A 20741-nucleotide genomic window follows, 5' to 3' on the forward strand; every position below is an offset into this window, starting at 1 on the left:
AGCCCGCAGGCCCCGGGGGCGCTCAGTACGCCACGCCCACGCCCTGCTTCACCGTCGCCGGGTCGTCGATCATCGTCAGCATGGCGTGCGCCACGTCGGCCCTGCCGATCTGCCGGGCGCCGCGCGGATTGCGCCCGACGGCCGTGCGGTAGACGCCCGTCAGCGGCTTGTCGAGGAGCCGCGGTGGGCGGACGGACGTCCAGTCCGTCGCGCTGCGCGCCAGCTCGCCCTCCAGGACGCGCAGATCCGCGTACACCGGCTTGAGCACCCTGCTCACCACGGCCATCATGGCGCGGTCGGCGAGCGGCTCGCGCTCCGCCGCCGGGGCCAGCGGCGCCGCGCTCACCACCAGGAGGCGGCGCACGCCCTCCGCCTCCATGGCGCGCAGCACCGGCACGGTGAGGCGCGTCGCGATCCCCGCGCGCGCGTCCTCGCGTCCGCGCGCCCCCAGGCCGGAGAGCACCGCGTCCCGCCCCGCCACGGCCCCGCGCAGCTCCTCCGGGTCCGTGAGGCCGGAGCGGAACACCTCCAGGCGGTCCCCGGTCGCCGCCAGGCGCGCCGGGTCGCGCACCACCGCCGTGACCTCGTGCCCCGCCGCGAGGCCCTGCCGGACGATCTCCCCGCCGATGCCGCCGCTCGCCCCGAACACCGTGATCCTCATCGCGCCCTCCAGGTGGGTAAGTATTCACTCACCACTAGAGTGAGTACGCACTCACCCCGTCGTCAAGCCCGTTTGGACGGTTCATGGAACGGCAGGCACCGCAGCGGCCCACGCGCGAACGCATCCTCGACGCGGCCCACGAGCTCATGGTCACGCTCGGTCTCGCCCGGGCCACCACCAAGGAGATCGCGAAGGCCGCGGGCTGCTCCGAAGCCGCGCTCTACAAGCACTTCACGAGCAAGGAAGACCTGTTCGTCGGCGTCCTCCAGGAGCGCCTGCCGCGCCTCGGACCGCTCCTTCGCCGCCTCATCGAGGAGCCGGGGGAGCGCACCGTCGAGCAGAACCTCACCGAGATCGCCGTCCTGGCCTGCGAGTTCTACGCACAGAGCTTCCCGGTCGCCGCCTCCCTGTACGCGGAGACCAAGCTCAAGCGCCGCCACGACGACGCCATGCGCGAGCGCGGCATGGGCCCCCACATGCCCATCGAGGCCCTGGACACCTATCTGCGGGCCGAACGCGACGCGGGCCGCATCGGCCCCGACGCCGACACCTTCGCCGCGGCCTCGCTGCTCCTGGGCGCCTGCGCCCAGCGCGCCTTCGCCTACGACGCCACGGTCGGCAAGCGGCCCCCGCAGCCCGTGGACGCCTTCGCCGCGGGGATCGCCCGCACGCTCCTGGCCGGCGTCAGCCGCTGATCCACCCGTCGATCCCGGCGAGCAGCTTCTCCTGCACCCCGGCGGGGGCGGCCGAGCCGCGCACCGACTGCCGCGCGAGCTCGGCGAGCTCGGCGTCGCTGAAGCCGTGGTGGCGCCGCGCGATCTCGTACTGCGCGGCGAGCCGCGAGCCGAACAGGAGCGGGTCGTCGGCCCCCAGCGCCATGGGCACCCCGGCGTCGTACAGCGTGCGCAGGGGCACGTCCTCGGGCTTCTCGTAGACACCGAGGGCCACGTTCGACGCCGGGCACACCTCGCAGGTCACACCGCGCTCCGCGAGCTTCTTCAGGAGCCGCGGGTCCTCGGCCGCGCGCACGCCGTGGCCGATGCGGCGCGCGTGCAGGTCGTCGAGGCAGTCGCGCACCGAGGCGGGGCCCGTCAGCTCACCGCCGTGCGGGGCCGCGAGCAGGCCGCCCTCCCGCGCGATCGCGAAGGCCCGGTCGAAGTCCCGGGCCATGCCGCGCCGCTCGTCGTTGGACAGGCCGAAGCCGACGATGCCGCGGTCGGCGTACCGGACCGCGAGCCGGGCCAGCGTGCGCGCGTCCAGCGGGTGCTTCATGCGGTTCGCGGCGACCAGGACGCGCATCCCCAGGCCGGTCTCGCGCGAGGCGCTGTCGACGGCGTCCAGGATGACTTCCAGGGCCGGGATGAGCCCGCCGAGCCGGGGCGCGTACGACGTCGGGTCGACCTGGATCTCCAGCCAACCGGAACCGTCCCTGAGGTCCTCCTGCGCGGCCTCCCGCACCAGCCGCTGGATGTCCTCCGGCTCGCGCAGACAGGACCGCGCGATGTCGTAGAGCCGCTGGAAGCGGAACCAGCCGCGCTCGTCGGTGGCGCGCAGCTTCGGCGGGGTCCCGCCGGTCAGCGCGGCCGGCAGATGGACGCCGTACTTGTCGGCGAGCTCCAGGAGGGTGGAGGGCCGCATCGACCCGGTGAAGTGCAGGTGCAGATGGGCTTTGGGCAGCTCGCTGACGTCTCGTACACGCTCCATTCCAGGATCTTGCCGTACGCACCCCCGGTCCCGGTAGCCGCTTCTTCCCATGAGGTACGTCACCGAACGAAGGAACGGGCCCGCCGCATCACGTGATGCGGCGGGCCCGTTCCCCGGGGCGGCGGCGGGTCAGTCCCGCGCCTCCGCGAGCAGCTTCTGGATCCGCGAGACGCCCTCGACGAGGTCCTCGTCACCGAGGGCGTACGACAGGCGCAGATAGCCCGGCGTGCCGAAGGCCTCGCCCGGGACGACCGCGACCTCGACCTCGTCCAGGATCAGCGCGGCCAGCTCGACGGAGTCCTGCGGGCGCTTGCCGCGGATCTCCTTGCCGATGAGGCCCTTCACCGACGGGTACGCGTAGAAGGCGCCCTCGGGCTCGGGGCAGACGACGCCGTCGATCTCGTTCAGCATCCGCACGATCGTCCTGCGGCGGCGGTCGAAGGCCTCGCGCATCTTCTCGACGGCGGTCAGATCGCCGGAGACGGCGGCGATGGCGGCGGCCTGCGCGACGTTGGAGACGTTGGAGGTGGCGTGCGACTGGAGGTTCGTCGCGGCCTTCACCACGTCCTTCGGGCCGATGATCCACCCCACGCGCCAGCCGGTCATCGCGTACGTCTTCGCGACGCCGTTCACCACGATGCACTTGTCGCGCAGCTCGGGCAGGAGCGCGGGCAGCGACGTGAACTCGGCGTCTCCGTAGACGAGGTGCTCGTAGATCTCGTCGGTCATCACCCACAGGCCGTGCTCGTGCGCCCAGCGGCCGATGGCCTCCGCGTCCTCGCGGCTGTAGACCGCGCCCGTCGGGTTCGACGGCGACACGAAGAGGACGACCTTGGTCTTCTCCGTGCGCGCGGCCTCCAGCTGCTCGACCGAGACGCGGTAACCGGTGGTCTCGTCGGCGACGACGTCGACCGGGACGCCGCCCGCGAGACGGATCGACTCCGGGTACGTCGTCCAGTACGGCGCCGGGACGATGACCTCGTCACCCGGGTCGAGGATCGCGGCGAAGGCCTCGTAGATGGCCTGCTTGCCGCCGTTGGTGACGAGGATCTGGGCGGCCTCGGGCTCGTAGCCCGAGTCGCGCAGCGTCTTCGCGGCGATCGCGGCCTTCAGCTCGGGCAGGCCGCCTGCCGGGGTGTACCGGTGGTACTTCGGGTTCTTGCAGGCCTCGACGGCCGCCTCGACGATGTAGTCCGGGGTCGGGAAGTCGGGCTCGCCCGCGCCGAAACCGATCACCGGGCGCCCGGCGGCCTTGAGGGCCTTGGCCTTGGCGTCGACGGCGAGGGTCGCGGACTCGGAGATCGCGCCGACTCGGGCGGAGACCCGGCGCTCGGTGGGTGGAGTGACAGCGCTCATGCGCCCATCGTTCCAGACCCCGAGGGGCCCGGGCACACGGGTTTGCCGGATGGCCCGCCGGGCCTCGGCCCCGCCCCGCTCCCGGCCTCGGCTCCGCCCCGTCCCGGGCCTCGGCCCCGCCCCTCTCCCGGCGCCGGGTCGCCTTCGCCGACGGCCCCGGCCCGCCCCCGACCCGCCCCTGGTCCGGCCGCTCGCGGGGCGCCCGCCGGACCCGCGAGCGCCCCCGGAACGACCGGCGGAACCCAAGCTGTTCGACGGGGCGCTCCGGACCACGTACACTCACTCGTCGTTGGCCCTCACCGGCCGCTCCTTCCACCGCACTCCGTGCACATGGTCGGATGCGGTAGGTTGGGGGAAACCAAAGGGTCGTAGCTCAATTGGTAGAGCACTGGTCTCCAAAACCAGCGGTTGGGGGTTCAAGTCCCTCCGGCCCTGCTACACACTCCTTCGCCAGGATGTGTGCGCATGTACGTACTGCATTGCACCGCCGTGCGGCTCAACCGGGCGCGGCACGGCCACGACCCGGAATCAGGTGAGGACGAGTGACGGACGCCGTGGGCTCCATCGACATGCCTGATGCCCAGGACGAGGCGCCGGAGTCCAAGAAGAGCCGCAAGGGCGGCAAGCGCGGCAAGAAGGGCCCCCTGGGCCGTCTCGCGCTCTTCTACCGCCAGATCGTCGCCGAGCTTCGCAAGGTCGTCTGGCCCACCCGGAACCAGCTCACGACGTACACCACCGTCGTGATCGTCTTCGTCGTCATCATGATCGGTCTGGTGACCGTGATTGACTACGGCTTCAGCCACCTCATCAAGTACGTCTTCGGCTAGGCCGAAAGCGAAGGGCGCCGCACCAGGCGTCCCTTTCGCGCGTTCCACCCCCATGCATCCAGGAAGAAGCAGCCACCGTGTCTGACCCGAACCTGAACGACGCCATCGAGTCGGCGGAGTCCGTGGAGGACCAGATCGACATCGTCGAGGCGGCGGACGCCGTGGACCCGGACGAGGTCGAGGCTGCCGACGCCGCCGCCGGTGAGGCTGCCGAAGAAGCCGCTGTGCACGAGGACGACGAGGCCGAGGCCGTCGCGGAGACCGACGAGGACGACGACGCCGTCGCCGAGCTCGACGAGGACGCCGCTGCCGCCGAGTCCGTCGAGGACGAGGCCGACGCCGACGTCGAGGAGGCGGAGCCCGCCGAGCCGGTCGACCCCGTCGCCGCCCTCCGTGACGAGCTGCGCGGCCTGCCCGGCGAGTGGTACGTCATCCACACCTACGCCGGTTACGAGAACCGCGTGAAGACCAACCTCGAGCAGCGCGCCGTCTCGCTCAACGTCGAGGACTTCATCTTCCAGGCCGAGGTGCCGCAGGAAGAGGTCGCCCAGATCAAGAACGGCGAGCGCAAGACGATCCGTCAGAACAAGCTCCCCGGCTACGTCCTGGTGCGCATGGACCTGACGAACGAGTCCTGGGGCGTCGTCCGCAACACCCCCGGCGTCACCGGCTTCGTGGGCAACGCCTACGACCCGTACCCGCTGACCCTGGACGAGATCGTCAAGATGCTCGCCCCGGAGGCCGAGGAGAAGGCAGCCCGCGAGGCCGCCGAGGCCGAGGGCAAGCCCGCCCCGCAGCGCAAGGTCGAGGTCCAGGTCCTGGACTTCGAGGTCGGCGACTCGGTCACCGTCACCGACGGCCCCTTCGCCACGCTCCAGGCCACGATCAACGAGATCAACGCCGACTCGAAGAAGGTCAAGGGCCTCGTCGAGATCTTCGGCCGCGAGACCCCGGTCGAGCTCAGCTTCGACCAGATCCAGAAGAACTGACGCGACGCTCTTCCGACAGGGCCCCCGACCAGCGGACTTCCGCCGGGCGGGGGCCCTGTCGCATGCCCCCGCACGGGCCCGGGGCAAGTAAATGTGTTCCGCACCACAACCATCGGGCGGCTCGGGCTGTCTGACCTGATAGACGGAACCTTCCGGCCTCCCGCCGCTCTCCACGACGCACCACCCACGCCCAAGGGGATTCCTGCGACCCTGGCGCGGCGATTTGTGGTGCTCTGCTGCGCTATGGCCGGATGGGCTCACTCACCACGAGCAAGGGGACACCTCATGAGAGCTCGCAAGACCGCGATCGCCGCCTCTGCCTGTGCCTTCGTCCTGCTCGGCGGCGGCTCCGCGCTCGCCGGCACCGGCCCCGCCCCCGCGCCCGGCGCCCGCGGGGTCGCGCCCCAGTCGACGGCGCCCTCCGCGGACGGCAACCCGAGGAGCGCCAAGGCACAGGCCGCGGGGGTCTGTGCCGACGCGTACCAGATCGGGGCCACCGCCTACATCGACCGGGGCGGCGCGCACGCGGCATCGGTCAAGCAGTTCTACTCGCCCTCGTGCAAGAAGAACTACGGCTACGTGTGGGTGTGGAAGAGCTTCCGCGACAAAATCAAGGACTACGACGTCAGCACCGGCGTCTACAGCTACTCCCGGGACGAGATCGTCGGCCAGGACTGGTGGAACCGCACCAACAGCGCGGAGTTCTGGTCGCTGCCCGCCGCCACCGCCGCCGAGTGCACCGCGGCGATCGGCCAGCTGCGCGCCCCCGGCGACCCGCTGCCGGGCCAGGCGCTGACGTCCAAGCGCTGCTGAGCCGAGCCGCGCTTCCCATGCTCGCTCGGCGGGGGTCGCCCTCCCGGCCCTCGCCGAGCGGGGCCACCGATACGTCCGTGGGCCCGTCACACGGGGGCGGGCCCACGGGCCTGCTCGGGGGCCGGTTTGGGCCCCAGCGCGTTACCCGTTATCGTAGGGCGGTATGCCTCCATCCAAATGATCCAGACGATCGTGTGACGGTCGTCGCGGAACGCCGCTGGATCATGTCGGAGGGGGCTGCTCAACACTCTCACTAGGACCCGGAGAGAGCAATGCCTCCCAAGAAGAAGAAGGTCACGGGGCTGATCAAGCTCCAGATCCAGGCCGGCGCCGCCAACCCGGCCCCGCCTGTCGGCCCCGCGCTGGGCCAGCACGGCGTGAACATCATGGAGTTCTGCAAGGCCTACAACGCCGCGACCGAGTCGCAGCGTGGCTGGGTGATCCCGGTGGAGATCACGGTCTACGAAGACCGCTCCTTCACCTTCATCACCAAGACCCCGCCGGCCGCGAAGATGATCCTCAAGGCCGCGGGCGTGGAGAAGGGCTCCGGCGAGCCGCACAAGACCAAGGTCGCCAAGATCACCGAGGCGCAGGTCCGCGAGATCGCCACCACCAAGATGCCCGACCTCAACGCGAACGACCTGGACGCCGCGTCGAAGATCATCGCCGGCACCGCCCGTTCCATGGGCATCACGGTCGAGGGCTGATCCTCCCCCGTTTGACCTTGAGTGGCAGGGCCAGCGCTGGCCCGGACCACGAACTCCAAACCTGAACCTCAGGAGTACGAAGTGAAGCGCAGCAAGACTCTCCGCGCTGCGGACGCCAAGATCGACCGGGAGAAGCTGTACGCCCCGCTCGAGGCCGTCCGTCTCGCCAAGGAGACCTCCTCGACCAAGTTCGACGGCACCGTCGAGGTCGCCTTCCGTCTGGGTGTCGACCCGCGCAAGGCCGACCAGATGGTCCGTGGCACCGTGAACCTCCCGCACGGCACCGGTAAGACCGCCCGGGTCCTGGTCTTCGCGACCGGTGACCGTGCTGCGGCCGCGGAAGCCGCCGGGGCCGACATCGTCGGCGCCGACGAGCTGATCGACGAGGTCTCCAAGGGCCGCCTGGACTTCGACGCCGTCGTCGCCACGCCGGACCTCATGGGCAAGGTCGGCCGCCTCGGCCGCGTGCTCGGTCCGCGTGGTCTGATGCCGAACCCGAAGACCGGCACCGTGACCCCCGATGTCGTCAAGGCTGTCAACGACATCAAGGGCGGCAAGATCGAGTTCCGCGTCGACAAGCACTCGAACCTGCACTTCATCATCGGCAAGGTGTCCTTCGACGACACCAAGCTGGTGGAGAACTACGCCGCGGCCCTGGAGGAGATCCTCCGTCTGAAGCCGTCGGCCGCCAAGGGTCGCTACATCAAGAAGGCCGCCATCACCACCACGATGGGCCCCGGCATTCCGGTCGACTCCAACCGCACCCGCAACCTCCTCGTCGAGGAGGACCCGGCCGCCGTCTGACACTGACGGCAGCCGCGCGTCTGGCGCGTATCCGACGGGTCCCGCAACCATTCGTGGTGCGGGACCCGTCCCGTTGTACGGGTAGATGCTGGGGGAACGGGTTTTCCCGTGAACGAGCTTTCTCCGCAAGTGACTTCGCCGTACGTGATGTCGACTACGTACGGAGGACGCCGGGGGGTGGGCCGCGCTAGCGTGCTGGCTCTCCATGGACGCAAGGGGTGGGACGACATGAACGGCACGACAGTACGCCGCGTGGCGCTGGCGATCGCGGCCGCGACGGCACTGACCGGCATCACCGCCTGTGGCTCGTCGGACGGCTCGGACAGCGACTCCAAGGGCTCCTCCGGCAAGGGCGGGGGCGGCGGCCTCGGCGCCGGCCCGATAGCCGCCCTGCGCACCATCGAGAAGTCCACCGACAAGGCGGACTCGGCCAAGGTGGAGTCCGAGACCACCATGGGCTCGGTGATGTCCATGAAGGCCAGCGGCGTCCTCGGCTGGCAGGACGGCCTCACCGGCAACATGACGATCACGTACACCGGCGGCCAGCTCGCGGAAACGATGCGCCAGACGGGCAGCACCTCGATGGAGGCCCGCTATCTGCCCGACGCGTACTACGCGAAGATGGGCGACCGCTTCGCCGCGCAGGCCGACGGCAAGCACTGGGTGAAGTACGCGTACGACGACCTGGAGCGGGTCGGCGGCGGCTCGGGCGCGTACATGAAGGACGCGATGCAGAACAGCACGCCGCACCAGTCGGTGAAGATGCTGCTCGCCTCCGGTGACGTGAAGAAGGTCGGCGAGGAGAAGGTCCGGGGCGTGAACACCACGCACTACTCGGGCACCGTCGACGTCGCCGAGCTCGCGGAGAAGTCCTCCGGCCTCAGCGCCTCCCAGCTCTCCGACATGAAGCGGCAGCTGGAGCAGGCGGGCGTCACCACCGAGACCGTCGACATCTGGGTCAACGACGAGAACCTGCTGGTCAAGAAGGTCGAGAAGGGCCAGATGAAGACCGGCGAGCTGGCCGCGACCGCGTACTACAGCGACTACGGCACCGCGGTCTCCGCCGAGGAGCCGCCCGCGGCCGACACCGCCGACTTCAAGGACCTGATGAACCGTCAGCCCGCCACCTGATCTCGGTCCGATAGCGGCCCGATCTCGGTCTGACCTCGGAAGATATCCCCGAGCCCCCGCGCGCGTCCGTCAGGTAACCTCAGCCCACCGCAATAAATGGATCAAATGTTCCTAGGGGTGGGGTAATGATCGTTTCCGTACGTAAGGGTCGTAAGAGGGCGGTGGGGGCCGCCGTGGCGGCCCTGCTGCTCGCCGGTGGTGCGGTGGGCTGCGGCACGGAGAAGAAGTCGGACGGCGCGGGGGACGACCTCTCGCCTGCCGCGGCCGTGAAGAAGGCCGCGAAGAACAGCGAGCGGCTGAAGTCGTTCAGCTTCCGCATGAAGGGCCAGGTGCCCGGCGACGGGCGCGTGCAGGCCGAGGCGTCGATGACGGCGAAGCCGCTCGCCATGCGGATGAAGATGACCTCGCTCGACCAGCCGGGTCAGAAGGCCGAGATCCGGCTCGTCGACGGCGGCCTGTACCTCGGCGGTGGCAAGCCCACCGCCGAGACGGACGGCAAGAGCTGGATGAAGTTCGACGCCAAGGCCATGCAGAAGCAGGGCGCGGGCGAGCCCGCGGGCTCCTCCATGTCCAGCCAGGCCGAGAAGAACCCGGCCGAGGAGGCCGCCTTCCTGACCGGCTCCAAGGACGTGAAGAAGGTCGGCGAGGAGAAGGTCGACGGCGTCGAGACCACCCGCTACAAGGGCACGGTCACCCTGGCCGACCTCCGCGCGGACCTGAAGGACGAGGACGCGAAGACGCGGGCGAGCCGGACGAAGAACATCGAGAAGTTCGAGGCCATGGGCATCGAGAAGCTCTCGATGGACATGTGGATCGACGGTGACGACCGGGCGAAGCAGTTCCGCACCCAGGGCAAGGGCGACAAGGGCAAGTTCGACATGACGATCACGTTCTTCGACGTGAACAAGCCGGTGACGGTCACGGCGCCGCCGAAGAGCCAGGTCATGGACCTCGCCGAGATGATGAAGGGCGCGGGTGCCAAGGGCTGACCCGATTTGCCTGACGCGGCCCCGTTCGCGTAGCCTTCCGGAGAAGCCAAAGACCGCTGGTCGTTGTCGTGTGCTCGTGAGAGTGCGCGGCGGCCGAAGGATCCGCTGAACTGCGGACGACCCGCGCAGGTGACCGAGGAAGTGCTCCTGGACGCGTCAGTGTCCGGTCGAGCTCACGCCCCGTGCGCCTGCGCCGGGGCGTTTCGTTTTGTGCAGAGCCCCTTCCTTGTGCCTGATTCAGGCGGTCCGGCGACACGGCTGATCGAGAAGGGTCAGTCGAGGATCATCACCCCGGAAGGAGGCCGAGGCTCATGGCGACGTCCGACAAGGTCGCAGCCGTCGAGGAGATCACGCAGAAGCTGCGCGACTCCAACGCTGCTGTTGTGACTTCTTACACCGGACTGAGCGTGGCGCAGCTCAAGCAGCTCCGTCGTTCTCTCGGCGACAACGCTCAGTACCGTGTGGTGAAGAACACGCTGACCAAGATCGCGGCCAACGAGGCCGGGATTCAGCTGGACGAGCACCTCAAGGGCTCGACCGCTGTCGCCTTCGTGACCGGTGACCCGGTCGAGGCGGCGAAGGGTCTGCGTGACTTCGCCAAGGAGAACCCCGCTCTTGTCATCAAGGGCGGCGTTCTGGACGGCAAGGCGCTGTCCGCCGACGACATCAAGAAGCTTGCGGACCTCGAGTCCCGCGAGGTTCTGCTCTCCAAGCTGGCCGGTGCCTTCAAGGGCAAGCAGTCTCAGGCTGCCTCTGTCTTCCAGGCGCTGCCGTCGAAGCTCGTCCGCACCGTGGACGCGCTCCGTGCCAAGCAGGACGAGCAGGGCGGTGCCGAGTAACTCGGCTCGCACATTGACCGCCGTCTGACGGCGACGGTCACAGCGGGCCAGACGTACGCCCGCCACACCAGTACATCCGGCACCTGCCGAATTAGTGGAAGGACCGCCATCATGGCGAAGCTCACCCAGGACGAGCTGCTCGCGCAGTTCGAGGAGATGACCCTCATCGAGCTCTCCGAGTTCGTGAAGGCCTTCGAGGAGAAGTTCGACGTCACCGCCGCCGCTGCCGCGCCGGTCGTCGTCGCCGGTGGTGCCGCTGGTGGCGCCGCCGCCGCTGCCGAGGAGGAGAAGGACGAGTTCGACGTCATCCTCACCGGCGCCGGCGACAAGAAGATCCAGGTCATCAAGGTCGTGCGTGAGCTGACCTCCCTGGGTCTGAAGGAGGCCAAGGACCTCGTCGACGGCACCCCGAAGCCGGTCCTCGAGAAGGTCGCCAAGGACGCCGCGGAGAAGGCCGCCGAGGCCCTCAAGGGCGCCGGCGCCTCCGTCGAGGTCAAGTAACACCTCACGGGGTCGTACGCGACTCCTCGAGCCTCGTGGTCCTGTGAGGGACCACACGGCTCCCGCGCTGTAACGCGCACACACTGAAGGGCGATCACCCAGTTGGGTGGTCGCCCTTCGGCGTTCCCGTGACGGCTGCCTTGCACTGTCGGCACCGGCGAGTATGGTGATCTTCGTTGTGCCTCCGAGCGGACTCCGAACGTTCCTGAATCGGAGCCTGTCAGGGCAGGGGGGCCTTGACGAACCGCACGCAGCGCGCAATTCTCAGGACGCGTCGTCACAAGGATCCGCATCCGAGGCATGGATCGGCGGCGAAGAGGGCAGTATCGATGTGCGTTGAGGACGTGGCTTGCCGCAGGTGTTGAGAACACAGAGGGTCTTCAGAAACCCGCACTGGACATCAGTGGGCCAGGTGGCTACACTGACCCTTTGCGCTGCCTGTTAGCTGCCTCCTGCCCGTCACCAGGGGCATGCCCATCCGTGAGCATCGTGAGTTGAAGCCGCTCTGACCTGGCCTTTTGGCCACTTCGGGACCGTCTCTCCTCCGTGCCAGGGCTGGGACCGGTACGCGCGTAGTGAGTCCGAGCCCTCGGAAGGACCCCCTCTTGGCCGCCTCGCGCACTGCCTCGACCGCGAATACGAACAACGGCGCCAGCACCGCCCCGCTGCGCATCTCCTTTGCAAAGATCAAGGAGCCCCTCGAGGTTCCGAACCTTCTTGCGCTGCAAACCGAGAGCTTCGACTGGCTGCTCGGCAACGACGCGTGGAAGGCTCGTGTCGAGGCGGCTCTGGAGTCCGGACAGGACGTCCCCACCAAGTCCGGTCTGGAGGAGATCTTCGAGGAGATCTCCCCGATCGAGGACTTCTCCGGGTCGATGTCCCTGACGTTCCGGGACCACCGCTTCGAGCCCCCGAAGAACTCCATCGACGAGTGCAAGGAGCGCGACTTCACGTTCGCCGCCCCGCTCTTCGTCACCGCTGAGTTCACCAACAACGAGACCGGCGAGATCAAGTCCCAGACGGTCTTCATGGGCGACTTCCCGCTCATGACGAACAAGGGCACCTTCGTCATCAACGGCACCGAGCGTGTCGTGGTGTCGCAGCTCGTCCGTTCGCCCGGCGTCTACTTCGACTCCTCCATCGACAAGACGTCCGACAAGGACATCTTCTCGGTCAAGATCATCCCGTCCCGGGGTGCCTGGCTGGAGATGGAGATCGACAAGCGCGACATGGTCGGCGTGCGCATCGACCGCAAGCGCAAGCAGTCGATCACCGTGCTGCTCAAGGCCCTCGGCTGGACGACCGAGCAGATCCTCGAGGAGTTCGGCGAGTACGAGTCCATGCGCGCCACCCTGGAGAAGGACCACACCCAGGGCCAGGACGACGCGCTGCTCGACATCTACCGCAAGCTCCGTCCGGGCGAGCCGCCGACCCGCGAGGCCGCGCAGACGCTGCTCGAGAACCTGTACTTCAACCCGAAGCGCTACGACCTCGCGAAGGTCGGCCGCTACAAGGTGAACAAGAAGCTGGGCGCGGACGCCCCGCTCGAGGCCGGCGTCCTCACGGTCGAGGACATCATCGCCTCGATCAAGTACCTGGTGAAGCTGCACGCCGGTGAGACCGAGACCGTGGGCGACAGCGGTGCGTCCATCGTCGTCGAGACCGACGACATCGACCACTTCGGCAACCGCCGCATCCGTAACGTCGGCGAGCTGATCCAGAACCAGGTCCGTACGGGTCTCGCCCGTATGGAGCGCGTCGTGCGCGAGCGCATGACCACCCAGGACGTCGAGGCGATCACGCCGCAGACCCTGATCAACATCCGGCCGGTCGTCGCCTCCATCAAGGAGTTCTTCGGCACCAGCCAGCTGTCGCAGTTCATGGACCAGAACAACCCGCTGTCGGGCATCACCCACAAGCGGCGTCTGAACTCGCTCGGTCCGGGTGGTCTCTCCCGTGAGCGGGCGGGCTTCGAGGTCCGTGACGTGCACCCCTCGCACTACGGCCGCATGTGTCCGATCGAGACGCCCGAAGGCCCGAACATCGGTCTGATCGGTTCGCTCGCCTCGTACGGCCGCATCAACCCGTTCGGCTTCATCGAGACGCCGTACCGCAAGGTCGTCGAGGGTCAGGTCACCGACGACGTCGACTACCTGACCGCTGACGAAGAGGACCGATTCGTCATCGCCCAGGCCAACGCGCCGCTGACCGACGAGCTCCGGTTCGCCGAGGCCCGCGTCCTGGTCCGCCGCCGCGGCGGCGAGGTCGACTACGTCGCGCCGACGGACGTGGACTACATGGACGTCTCGCCGCGCCAGATGGTGTCGGTCGCGACCGCGATGATCCCCTTCCTCGAGCACGACGACGCCAACCGCGCGCTCATGGGCGCGAACATGATGCGCCAGGCCGTGCCGCTGATCACCGCCGAGGCCCCCCTCGTCGGTACGGGCATGGAGTACCGCTGCGCCGTCGACGCCGGTGACGTCATCAAGGCCGAGAAGGCGGGTGTGGTCCAGGAGGTCTCCGCGGACTACATCACCGTCACGAACGACGACGGCACGTACACCACGTACCGCGTCGCGAAGTTCTCCCGCTCGAACCAGGGCACCTCGGTGAACCAGAAGGTCATCGTCGAGGAAGGCGCGCGCGTCATCGAGGGCCAGGTCCTCGCCGACGGTCCCGCCACCCAGGAAGGCGAGATGGCCCTGGGCAAGAACCTGCTCGTGGCCTTCATGCCGTGGGAGGGCCACAACTACGAGGACGCGATCATCCTGTCGCAGCGCCTCGTGCAGGACGACGTCCTCTCCTCGATCCACATCGAGGAGCACGAGGTCGACGCCCGTGACACCAAGCTGGGCCCCGAGGAGATCACCCGGGACATCCCGAACGTCTCCGAGGAGGTCCTCGCCGACCTCGACGAGCGCGGCATCATCCGCATCGGTGCCGAGGTCGTCGCCGGCGACATCCTCGTCGGCAAGGTCACGCCCAAGGGTGAGACCGAGCTGACGCCGGAGGAGCGCCTGCTGCGCGCGATCTTCGGTGAGAAGGCCCGCGAGGTCCGTGACACCTCCCTGAAGGTGCCGCACGGTGAGATCGGCAAGGTCATCGGCGTCCGCGTCTTCGACCGCGAAGAGGGCGACGAGCTCCCGCCGGGCGTGAACCAGCTGGTCCGCGTCTACGTGGCCCAGAAGCGCAAGATCACCGACGGTGACAAGCTCGCCGGCCGTCACGGCAACAAGGGCGTCATCTCGAAGATCCTTCCGATCGAGGACATGCCGTTCCTCGAGGACGGAACTCCGGTCGACATCATCCTCAACCCGCTGGGTGTGCCGTCCCGAATGAACCCGGGACAGGTCCTGGAGATCCACCTCGGCTGGCTCGCCAGCCGCGGCTGGGACGTCTCCGGCCTCGCCGACGAGTGGGCCGAGCGCCTGCAGGCGATCGGCGCCGACTCGGTCGCCCCGGGCACCAACGTCGCCACCCCGGTGTTCGACGGCGCCCGCGAGGACGAGCTGGCCGGTCTCCTCGAGCACACGATCCCGAACCGCGACGGCGAGCGCATGGTGCTTCCGACCGGTAAGGCCCCGCTGTTCGACGGCCGCTCCGGCGAGCCGTTCCCGGAGCCGATCTCGGTCGGCTACATGTACATCCTCAAGCTGCACCACCTGGTCGACGACAAGCTGCACGCCCGCTCGACCGGTCCGTACTCCATGATCACCCAGCAGCCGCTGGGTGGTAAGGCTCAGTTCGGTGGCCAGCGCTTCGGTGAGATGGAGGTGTGGGCGCTGGAGGCTTACGGCGCCGCGTACGCCCTCCAGGAACTGCTGACGATCAAGTCCGACGACGTCACCGGCCGCGTGAAGGTCTACGAGGCCATCGTCAAGGGCGAGAACATTCCCGAACCCGGCATTCCCGAGTCCTTCAAGGTGCTCATCAAGGAAATGCAGTCCCTGTGCCTCAACGTGGAGGTGCTGTCCTCGGACGGCATGTCCATCGAGATGCGCGACACGGATGAGGACGTCTTCCGCGCCGCGGAGGAGCTCGGTATCGACCTGTCCCGGCGCGAGCCGAGCAGCGTCGAAGAGGTCTGACGGGTCCCCCGCCACCCCCGACACCGGGGTGGCGGGCCCCCGGACCCCGACAGACCATTGATTGAGACACGACCCTGAGAGGGATTGACGCATAGTGCTCGACGTCAACTTCTTCGACGAGCTCCGGATCGGCCTGGCTACCGCGGACGACATCCGTCAGTGGAGCCACGGCGAGGTCAAGAAGCCCGAGACCATCAACTACCGCACCCTCAAGCCCGAAAAGGACGGACTCTTCTGCGAGAAGATCTTCGGTCCGACCCGGGACTGGGAGTGCTACTGCGGCAAGTACAAGCGTGTCCGCTTCAAGGGCATCATCTGCGAGCGCTGCGGCGTCGAGGTCACTCGCGCCAAGGTGCGTCGTGAGCGGATGGGCCACATCGAGCTGGCCGCGCCCGTCACGCACATCTGGTACTTCAAGGGTGTCCCGTCGCGTCTGGGCTACCTGCTCGACCTCGCGCCGAAGGACCTCGAGAAGGTCATCTACTTCGCCGCGTACATGATCACGTTCGTGGACGAGGAGCGCCGCACGCGCGACCTGCCCTCCCTGGAGGCGCACGTCTCCGTGGAGCGTCAGCAGATCGAGAACCGCCGCGACGCCGACCTCGAGGCCCGCGCCAAGAAGCTCGAGACCGACCTGGCCGAGCTCGAGGCCGAGGGCGCCAAGGCCGACGTGCGCCGCAAGGTGCGCGAGGGCGCCGAGCGCGAGATGAAGCAGCTGCGCGACCGTTCGCAGCGCGAGATCGACCGCCTGGACGAGGTCTGGTCGCGCTTCAAGAACCTCAAGGTCCAGGACCTCGAGGGCGACGAGCTGCTCTACCGCGAGCTGCGTGACCGCTTCGGCACGTACTTCGACGGCTCGATGGGTGCCGCGGCGCTGCAGAAGCGCCTGGAGTCCTTCGACCTCGACGAGGAGGCCGAGCGCCTCCGCGAGATCATCCGCACCGGCAAGGGCCAGAAGAAGACCCGTGCGCTGAAGCGGCTGAAGGTCGTGTCTGCCTTCCTGCAGACCTCCAACAGCCCCAAGGGCATGGTCCTCGACTGCGTCCCGGTCATCCCGCCGGACCTGCGTCCGATGGTGCAGCTGGACGGTGGCCGCTTCGCGACCTCCGACCTGAACGACCTGTACCGCCGCGTGATCAACCGCAACAACCGCCTGAAGCGCCTTCTCGACCTCGGTGCGCCCGAGATCATCGTGAACAACGAGAAGCGCATGCTCCAGGAGGCCGTCGACGCGCTGTTCGACAACGGCCGCCGCGGTCGCCCGGTCACCGGTCCCGGCAACCGCCCCCTGAAGTCCCTCAGCGACATGCTGAAGGGCAAGCAGGGCCGCTTCCGTCAGAACCTTCTCGGTAAGCGCGTGGACTACTCCGCGCGTTCCGTGATCGTCGTCGGTCCGCAGCTGAAGCTGCACCAGTGCGGTCTGCCCAAGGCCATGGCGCTTGAGCTCTTCAAGCCGTTCGTGATGAAGCGCCTGGTCGACCTGAACCACGCGCAGAACATCAAGAGCGCCAAGCGGATGGTCGAGCGCGGCCGCACGGTCGTGTACGACGTCCTCGAAGAGGTCATCGCCGAGCACCCGGTTCTGCTGAACCGTGCGCCGACGCTGCACCGCCTCGGCATCCAGGCCTTCGAGCCGCAGCTGGTCGAGGGCAAGGCCATCCAGATCCACCCGCTCGTCTGCACCGCGTTCAACGCGGACTTCGACGGTGACCAGATGGCCGTGCACCTGCCGCTCTCCGCGGAGGCGCAGGCCGAGGCCCGCATCCTGATGCTGTCCTCGAACAACATCCTCAAGCCCGCCGACGGCCGTCCGGTGACGATGCCGACGCAGGACATGGTCCTGGGTCTGTTCTTCCTCACCACCGACGGCGAGCTGCGTGACGTCAAGGGCGAGGGCCGTGCGTTCGGCTCCACCGCCGAGGCGATCATGGCGTTCGACGCCGACGAGCTCGCGCTCCAGTCGTCCGTCGACATCCGCTTCCCGGTGGGCACCATCCCGCCGCGTGGCTGGGTGCCGCCGGTCGCCGAGGAGGGTGAGCAGGAGTACCAGCAGGGCGACAGCTTCCGGCTGCGGACGACCCTGGGCCGCGCGCTCTTCAACGAGCTGCTGCCCGAGGACTACCCGTTCGTCGACTACTCGGTCGGCAAGAAGCAGCTCTCCGAGATCGTCAACGACCTCGCCGAGCGCTACCCCAAGGTCATCGTGGCGGCGACGCTCGACAACCTGAAGGCGGCCGGCTTCTACTGGGCGACCCGTTCCGGCGTCACCGTGGCCATCTCCGACGTCGTGGTCCCCGAGGCCAAGAAGGCGATCGTCGCGGGCTACGAGGCGCAGGACGAGAAGGTCCAGAAGCAGTACGAGCGCGGTCTGATCACCAAGGAAGAGCGCACGCAGGAGCTCATCGCGATCTGGACCAAGGCGACCAACGAGGTCGCCGAGGCGATGAACGCGAACTTCCCCAAGACCAACCCCATCTTCATGATGGTTGACTCGGGTGCCCGAGGAAACATGATGCAGATGCGGCAGATCGCCGGTATGCGCGGTCTGGTGTCGAACGCGAAGAACGAGACCATCCCGCGTCCGATCAAGGCCTCGTTCCGCGAGGGCCTCTCCGTGCTCGAGTACTTCATCTCCACGCACGGTGCCCGTAAGGGTCTGGCGGACACGGCTCTCCGTACCGCCGACTCCGGTTACCTCACCCGTCGTCTGGTCGACGTCTCCCAGGACGTCATCATTCGCGAGGAGGACTGCGGCACCGAGCGCGGCCTGAAGCTGAAGATCGCGGTCCGTGGCGAGGACGGCGTGCTCCGCAAGACGGAGAACGTCGAGACGTCCGTGTACGCCCGCATGCTGGCCGAGGACGTCGTCATCGACGGCAAGGTCATCGCGCCCGCCAACGTCGACCTGGGTGACGTCCTGATCGACGCCCTGGTCGCCAACAGCGTCGAGGAGGTCAAGACCCGCTCGGTCCTGACCTGTGAGTCCGCGGTCGGCACCTGTGCCTTCTGCTACGGCCGCTCGCTCGCCACCGGCAAGCTGGTCGACATCGGTGAGGCGGTCGGCATCATCGCCGCCCAGTCCATCGGTGAGCCCGGTACCCAGCTGACGATGCGTACCTTCCACACCGGTGGTGTGGCCGGTGACGACATCACCCAGGGTCTGCCCCGTGTCGTCGAGCTCTTCGAGGCCCGTACGCCGAAGGGTGTCGCCCCGATCTCCGAGGCCGCGGGCCGCGTCCGCATCGAGGAGACCGAGAAGACCAAGAAGCTCGTCGTCACCCCGGACGACGGCAGCGACGAGACGGCGTTCCCGATCTCGAAGCGTGCCCGTCTGCTCGTGGGCGAGGGCGACCACGTCGAGGTGGGCCAGAAGCTCACCGTGGGTGCCACCAACCCGCACGACGTGCTGCGCATCCTCGGCCAGCGCGCGGTCCAGGTCCACCTGGTCGGCGAAGTCCAGAAGGTCTACAACTCGCAGGGCGTGTCGATCCACGACAAGCACATCGAGATCATCATCCGGCAGATGCTGCGCCGCGTGACGATCATCGAGTCCGGCGACGCGGAGCTGCTGCCGGGCGAGCTCGTCGAGCGCTCGAAGTTCGAGACCGAGAACCGTCGTGTGGTCACCGAGGGCGGTCACCCCGCCTCCGGCCGTCCGCAGCTGATGGGTATCACCAAGGCCTCGCTGGCGACGGAGTCCTGGCTGTCGGCCGCCTCCTTCCAGGAGACGACCCGAGTCCTGACGGATGCGGCGATCAACGCCAAGTCCGACAGCCTCATCGGCCTCAAGGAGAACGTCATCATCGGTAAGCTCATCCCGGCCGGTACGGGTCTGTCCCGCTACCGCAACATCCGGGTCGAGCCGACCGAGGAGGCCAAGGCCGCGATGTACTCGGCCGTCGGCTACGACGACATCGACTACTCGCCGTTCGGCACGGGCTCCGGCCAGGCCGTTCCGCTGGAGGACTACGACTACGGTCCCTACAACCAGTAGTCCTCGCCTCCAGCGCGAGACACACCGCGGGGCGGTCGCCCGACGAGAGTCGGGTGGCCGCCCCGCGGCGCTTTGCCGCATGATGGAGGGCACACATCGTGTGGGGGAGCGTGCGTATCGTGACCAGTCCGTGGGGGCAGCCGGCGCCGTGGCCGGGACAGCAGGGGCAGCCGTCGATGCTGGCGGGCCACTCCGACCGGGAGCGCGCGGTCGACGTGCTGCGCGCGGGCTTCGCCGAGGGCCGCCTCCAGCAGGACGAGTACGAGCGCCGCGTCGAGCGGGCCTACCAGGCGCGTACGGTGGGGGAGCTGGGCCTCCTGGTCGCCGACCTGCCGCAGGGCCCCACGGGCTTCCCCCAGGCCCCGCCCGCGGTGCCGCACACCTTCATGGCGGCGCCGCCCACGAACGGCAAGGCCACCGCGGCCCTGGTGTGCGGGATCGCGACGTTCTTCACCTTCGGCGCCTCGGCGCTGCCCGCGGTCGTTCTCGGCCACATCGCCCGCTCGGAGATCCGCCGCAGCCGCGAGGGCGGCGACGGCCAGGCGGTGGCGGGCCTGGCCCTGGGGTGGGTGTGGATCGCCGGGTGGGCGCTCCTCCTGCTGCTGATCACTGCGGCGGCCGGGGGATAGGGCTCGTCCGGCGGCAGAAGTCGGCGGACGGTGACGGCGGACGGGGCCGAAAGTCGATCAACGGTTCACGGCGCCCGAGGCGCCCGGCGTGTCCGGGGTGCGGGGTATTTGTTTTGACCGCAGCCAATGAGGTAGGTACGCTCAGACCTTGTGCCTGGGGTGTGCCTGGGCTCGCGCGCGTGTCTTCAACCGCATCGTGAGTCTGATCCGGCCACCGCAATCTGCGCCCTTCTCGCTTTTAGCGGGGGTCTGCAGCATTCGACACACCCGACCGCGTGGGTCGGCAACGTTCCAGGTTAGCTTTACTATTCGGCACACAGAAACCGGAGAAGTAGTGCCTACGATCCAGCAGCTGGTCCGGAAGGGCCGGCAGGACAAGGTCGAGAAGAACAAGACGCCCGCACTCGAGGGTTCGCCCCAGCGCCGTGGCGTCTGCACGCGTGTGTTCACGACCACCCCGAAGAAGCCGAACTCGGCGCTCCGGAAGGTCGCGCGTGTGCGTCTGACCTCCGGTATCGAGGTCACGGCCTACATCCCGGGTGAGGGACACAACCTGCAGGAGCACTCCATCGTGCTCGTGCGCGGCGGCCGTGTGAAGGACCTGCCGGGTGTTCGCTACAAGATCATCCGCGGCTCCCTCGACACCCAGGGTGTCAAGAACCGCAAGCAGGCCCGCAGCCGCTACGGCGCCAAGAAGGAGAAGTAA

At 68.4% G+C, this 20741-nt stretch carries 17 protein-coding genes and 1 tRNA gene; 15 read left to right on the forward strand and 3 right to left on the reverse strand.

Annotated elements, in window-relative coordinates; all coding sequences use genetic code 11:
- Positions 1-22: 22 nt before the first annotated feature.
- Positions 23-661, reverse strand: coding sequence for an NAD(P)-dependent oxidoreductase (locus tag MQV74_RS24530; RefSeq protein WP_242721119.1), 639 nt, complete (start codon positions 659-661; stop codon positions 23-25).
- Between the two features lie 83 nt (positions 662-744).
- Here MQV74_RS24530 and MQV74_RS24535 point away from each other — a divergent pair, with 83 nt between their 5' ends.
- Positions 745-1356, forward strand: coding sequence for a TetR/AcrR family transcriptional regulator (locus tag MQV74_RS24535; RefSeq protein ID WP_242721122.1), 612 nt, complete (start codon positions 745-747; stop codon positions 1354-1356).
- Here MQV74_RS24535 and MQV74_RS24540 read toward each other — a convergent pair.
- Together MQV74_RS24540 and MQV74_RS24545 are read right to left on the reverse strand one after the other, a co-directional pair.
- On the reverse strand, positions 1346-2365 hold the full coding sequence (locus MQV74_RS24540; RefSeq protein ID WP_242721125.1) for an adenosine deaminase: 1020 nt from the start codon (positions 2363-2365) through the stop codon (positions 1346-1348). The two genes, MQV74_RS24535 and MQV74_RS24540, sit on opposite strands and share 11 nt — an antisense overlap.
- Positions 2366-2494: 129 nt before the next feature.
- Positions 2495-3721, reverse strand: coding sequence for a pyridoxal phosphate-dependent aminotransferase (locus tag MQV74_RS24545; RefSeq protein ID WP_138961303.1), 1227 nt, complete (start codon positions 3719-3721; stop codon positions 2495-2497).
- A 362-nt stretch (positions 3722-4083) separates the two neighbouring features.
- Here MQV74_RS24545 and MQV74_RS24550 point away from each other — a divergent pair.
- From MQV74_RS24550 to rpsL, 14 genes are all read left to right on the forward strand, one after another.
- Positions 4084-4156 (forward strand) — tRNA-Trp (locus MQV74_RS24550).
- Between the two features lie 107 nt (positions 4157-4263).
- Entirely contained in the window at positions 4264-4548 is a 285-nt protein-coding gene (gene secE, locus MQV74_RS24555; RefSeq protein ID WP_242721128.1) for a preprotein translocase subunit SecE, read from the forward strand.
- A gap of 77 nt (positions 4549-4625) precedes the next feature.
- Complete coding sequence (gene nusG, locus MQV74_RS24560; RefSeq protein WP_242721131.1) at positions 4626-5537, forward strand: transcription termination/antitermination protein NusG; 912 nt, start codon at positions 4626-4628, stop codon at positions 5535-5537.
- Between the two features lie 285 nt (positions 5538-5822).
- Positions 5823-6350, forward strand: coding sequence for a hypothetical protein (locus MQV74_RS24565; protein ID WP_242721134.1), 528 nt, complete (start codon positions 5823-5825; stop codon positions 6348-6350).
- Between the two features lie 272 nt (positions 6351-6622).
- Positions 6623-7057: a 50S ribosomal protein L11 gene (rplK, locus tag MQV74_RS24570; RefSeq protein WP_016645192.1), complete on the forward strand. Its 435-nt coding sequence runs from the start codon at positions 6623-6625 to the stop codon at positions 7055-7057.
- An 81-nt stretch (positions 7058-7138) separates the two neighbouring features.
- Positions 7139-7861 (forward strand): 50S ribosomal protein L1, encoded by a 723-nt coding sequence (gene rplA, locus MQV74_RS24575; protein ID WP_138961307.1) that lies wholly within the window; start codon positions 7139-7141, stop codon positions 7859-7861.
- Between the two features lie 228 nt (positions 7862-8089).
- Positions 8090-8992 carry a hypothetical protein gene (locus MQV74_RS24580; protein WP_242721137.1) on the forward strand — a complete coding sequence of 301 codons (903 nt, stop codon included), beginning with the start codon at positions 8090-8092 and terminating at the stop codon, positions 8990-8992.
- Positions 8993-9117: 125 nt separating this feature from the next.
- Entirely contained in the window at positions 9118-9981 is an 864-nt protein-coding gene (locus MQV74_RS24585; protein WP_242721152.1) for an LppX_LprAFG lipoprotein, read from the forward strand.
- Positions 9982-10292: 311 nt separating this feature from the next.
- Positions 10293-10820, forward strand: a complete 528-nt coding sequence (gene rplJ, locus MQV74_RS24590) for a 50S ribosomal protein L10 (protein ID WP_030685499.1) — start codon at positions 10293-10295, stop codon at positions 10818-10820.
- Positions 10821-10931: 111 nt separating this feature from the next.
- Positions 10932-11321 (forward strand): 50S ribosomal protein L7/L12, encoded by a 390-nt coding sequence (gene rplL / locus MQV74_RS24595; RefSeq protein ID WP_172384593.1) that lies wholly within the window; start codon positions 10932-10934, stop codon positions 11319-11321.
- 605 nt (positions 11322-11926) lie between these two features.
- Positions 11927-15412 carry a DNA-directed RNA polymerase subunit beta gene (rpoB, locus tag MQV74_RS24600; RefSeq protein WP_242721155.1) on the forward strand — a complete coding sequence of 1162 codons (3486 nt, stop codon included), beginning with the start codon at positions 11927-11929 and terminating at the stop codon, positions 15410-15412.
- A 94-nt stretch (positions 15413-15506) separates the two neighbouring features.
- Positions 15507-19406 (forward strand): DNA-directed RNA polymerase subunit beta', encoded by a 3900-nt coding sequence (locus MQV74_RS24605; RefSeq protein ID WP_242721158.1) that lies wholly within the window; start codon positions 15507-15509, stop codon positions 19404-19406.
- Between the two features lie 176 nt (positions 19407-19582).
- Entirely contained in the window at positions 19583-20035 is a 453-nt protein-coding gene (locus MQV74_RS24610; protein ID WP_278195087.1) for a DUF1707 and DUF4190 domain-containing protein, read from the forward strand.
- Between the two features lie 334 nt (positions 20036-20369).
- Complete coding sequence (rpsL, locus tag MQV74_RS24615) at positions 20370-20741, forward strand: 30S ribosomal protein S12 (protein ID WP_003948652.1); 372 nt, start codon at positions 20370-20372, stop codon at positions 20739-20741.

Source organism: Streptomyces sp. AN091965 (assembly GCF_022698285.1).
Taxonomy (GTDB): Bacteria; Actinomycetota; Actinomycetes; order Streptomycetales; family Streptomycetaceae; genus Streptomyces.

What these genes read in the sequence shown, in the direction of transcription:
- MQV74_RS24530 (WP_242721119.1), bottom strand. Translation starts at nt 661, where the DNA reads ATGAGGATCACGGTGTTCGGGGCGAGCGGCGGCATCGGCGGGGAGATC.
- MQV74_RS24535 (WP_242721122.1), top strand. Translation starts at nt 745, where the DNA reads ATGGAACGGCAGGCACCGCAGCGGCCCACGCGCGAACGCATCCTCGAC.
- MQV74_RS24540 (WP_242721125.1), bottom strand. Translation starts at nt 2,365, where the DNA reads ATGGAGCGTGTACGAGACGTCAGCGAGCTGCCCAAAGCCCATCTGCAC.
- MQV74_RS24545 (WP_138961303.1), bottom strand. Translation starts at nt 3,721, where the DNA reads ATGAGCGCTGTCACTCCACCCACCGAGCGCCGGGTCTCCGCCCGAGTC.
- MQV74_RS24565 (WP_242721134.1), top strand. Translation starts at nt 5,823, where the DNA reads ATGAGAGCTCGCAAGACCGCGATCGCCGCCTCTGCCTGTGCCTTCGTC.
- rplK (WP_016645192.1), top strand. Translation starts at nt 6,623, where the DNA reads ATGCCTCCCAAGAAGAAGAAGGTCACGGGGCTGATCAAGCTCCAGATC.
- MQV74_RS24580 (WP_242721137.1), top strand. Translation starts at nt 8,090, where the DNA reads ATGAACGGCACGACAGTACGCCGCGTGGCGCTGGCGATCGCGGCCGCG.
- MQV74_RS24585 (WP_242721152.1), top strand. Translation starts at nt 9,118, where the DNA reads ATGATCGTTTCCGTACGTAAGGGTCGTAAGAGGGCGGTGGGGGCCGCC.
- rplJ (WP_030685499.1), top strand. Translation starts at nt 10,293, where the DNA reads ATGGCGACGTCCGACAAGGTCGCAGCCGTCGAGGAGATCACGCAGAAG.
- rplL (WP_172384593.1), top strand. Translation starts at nt 10,932, where the DNA reads ATGGCGAAGCTCACCCAGGACGAGCTGCTCGCGCAGTTCGAGGAGATG.
- MQV74_RS24610 (WP_278195087.1), top strand. Translation starts at nt 19,583, where the DNA reads ATGCTGGCGGGCCACTCCGACCGGGAGCGCGCGGTCGACGTGCTGCGC.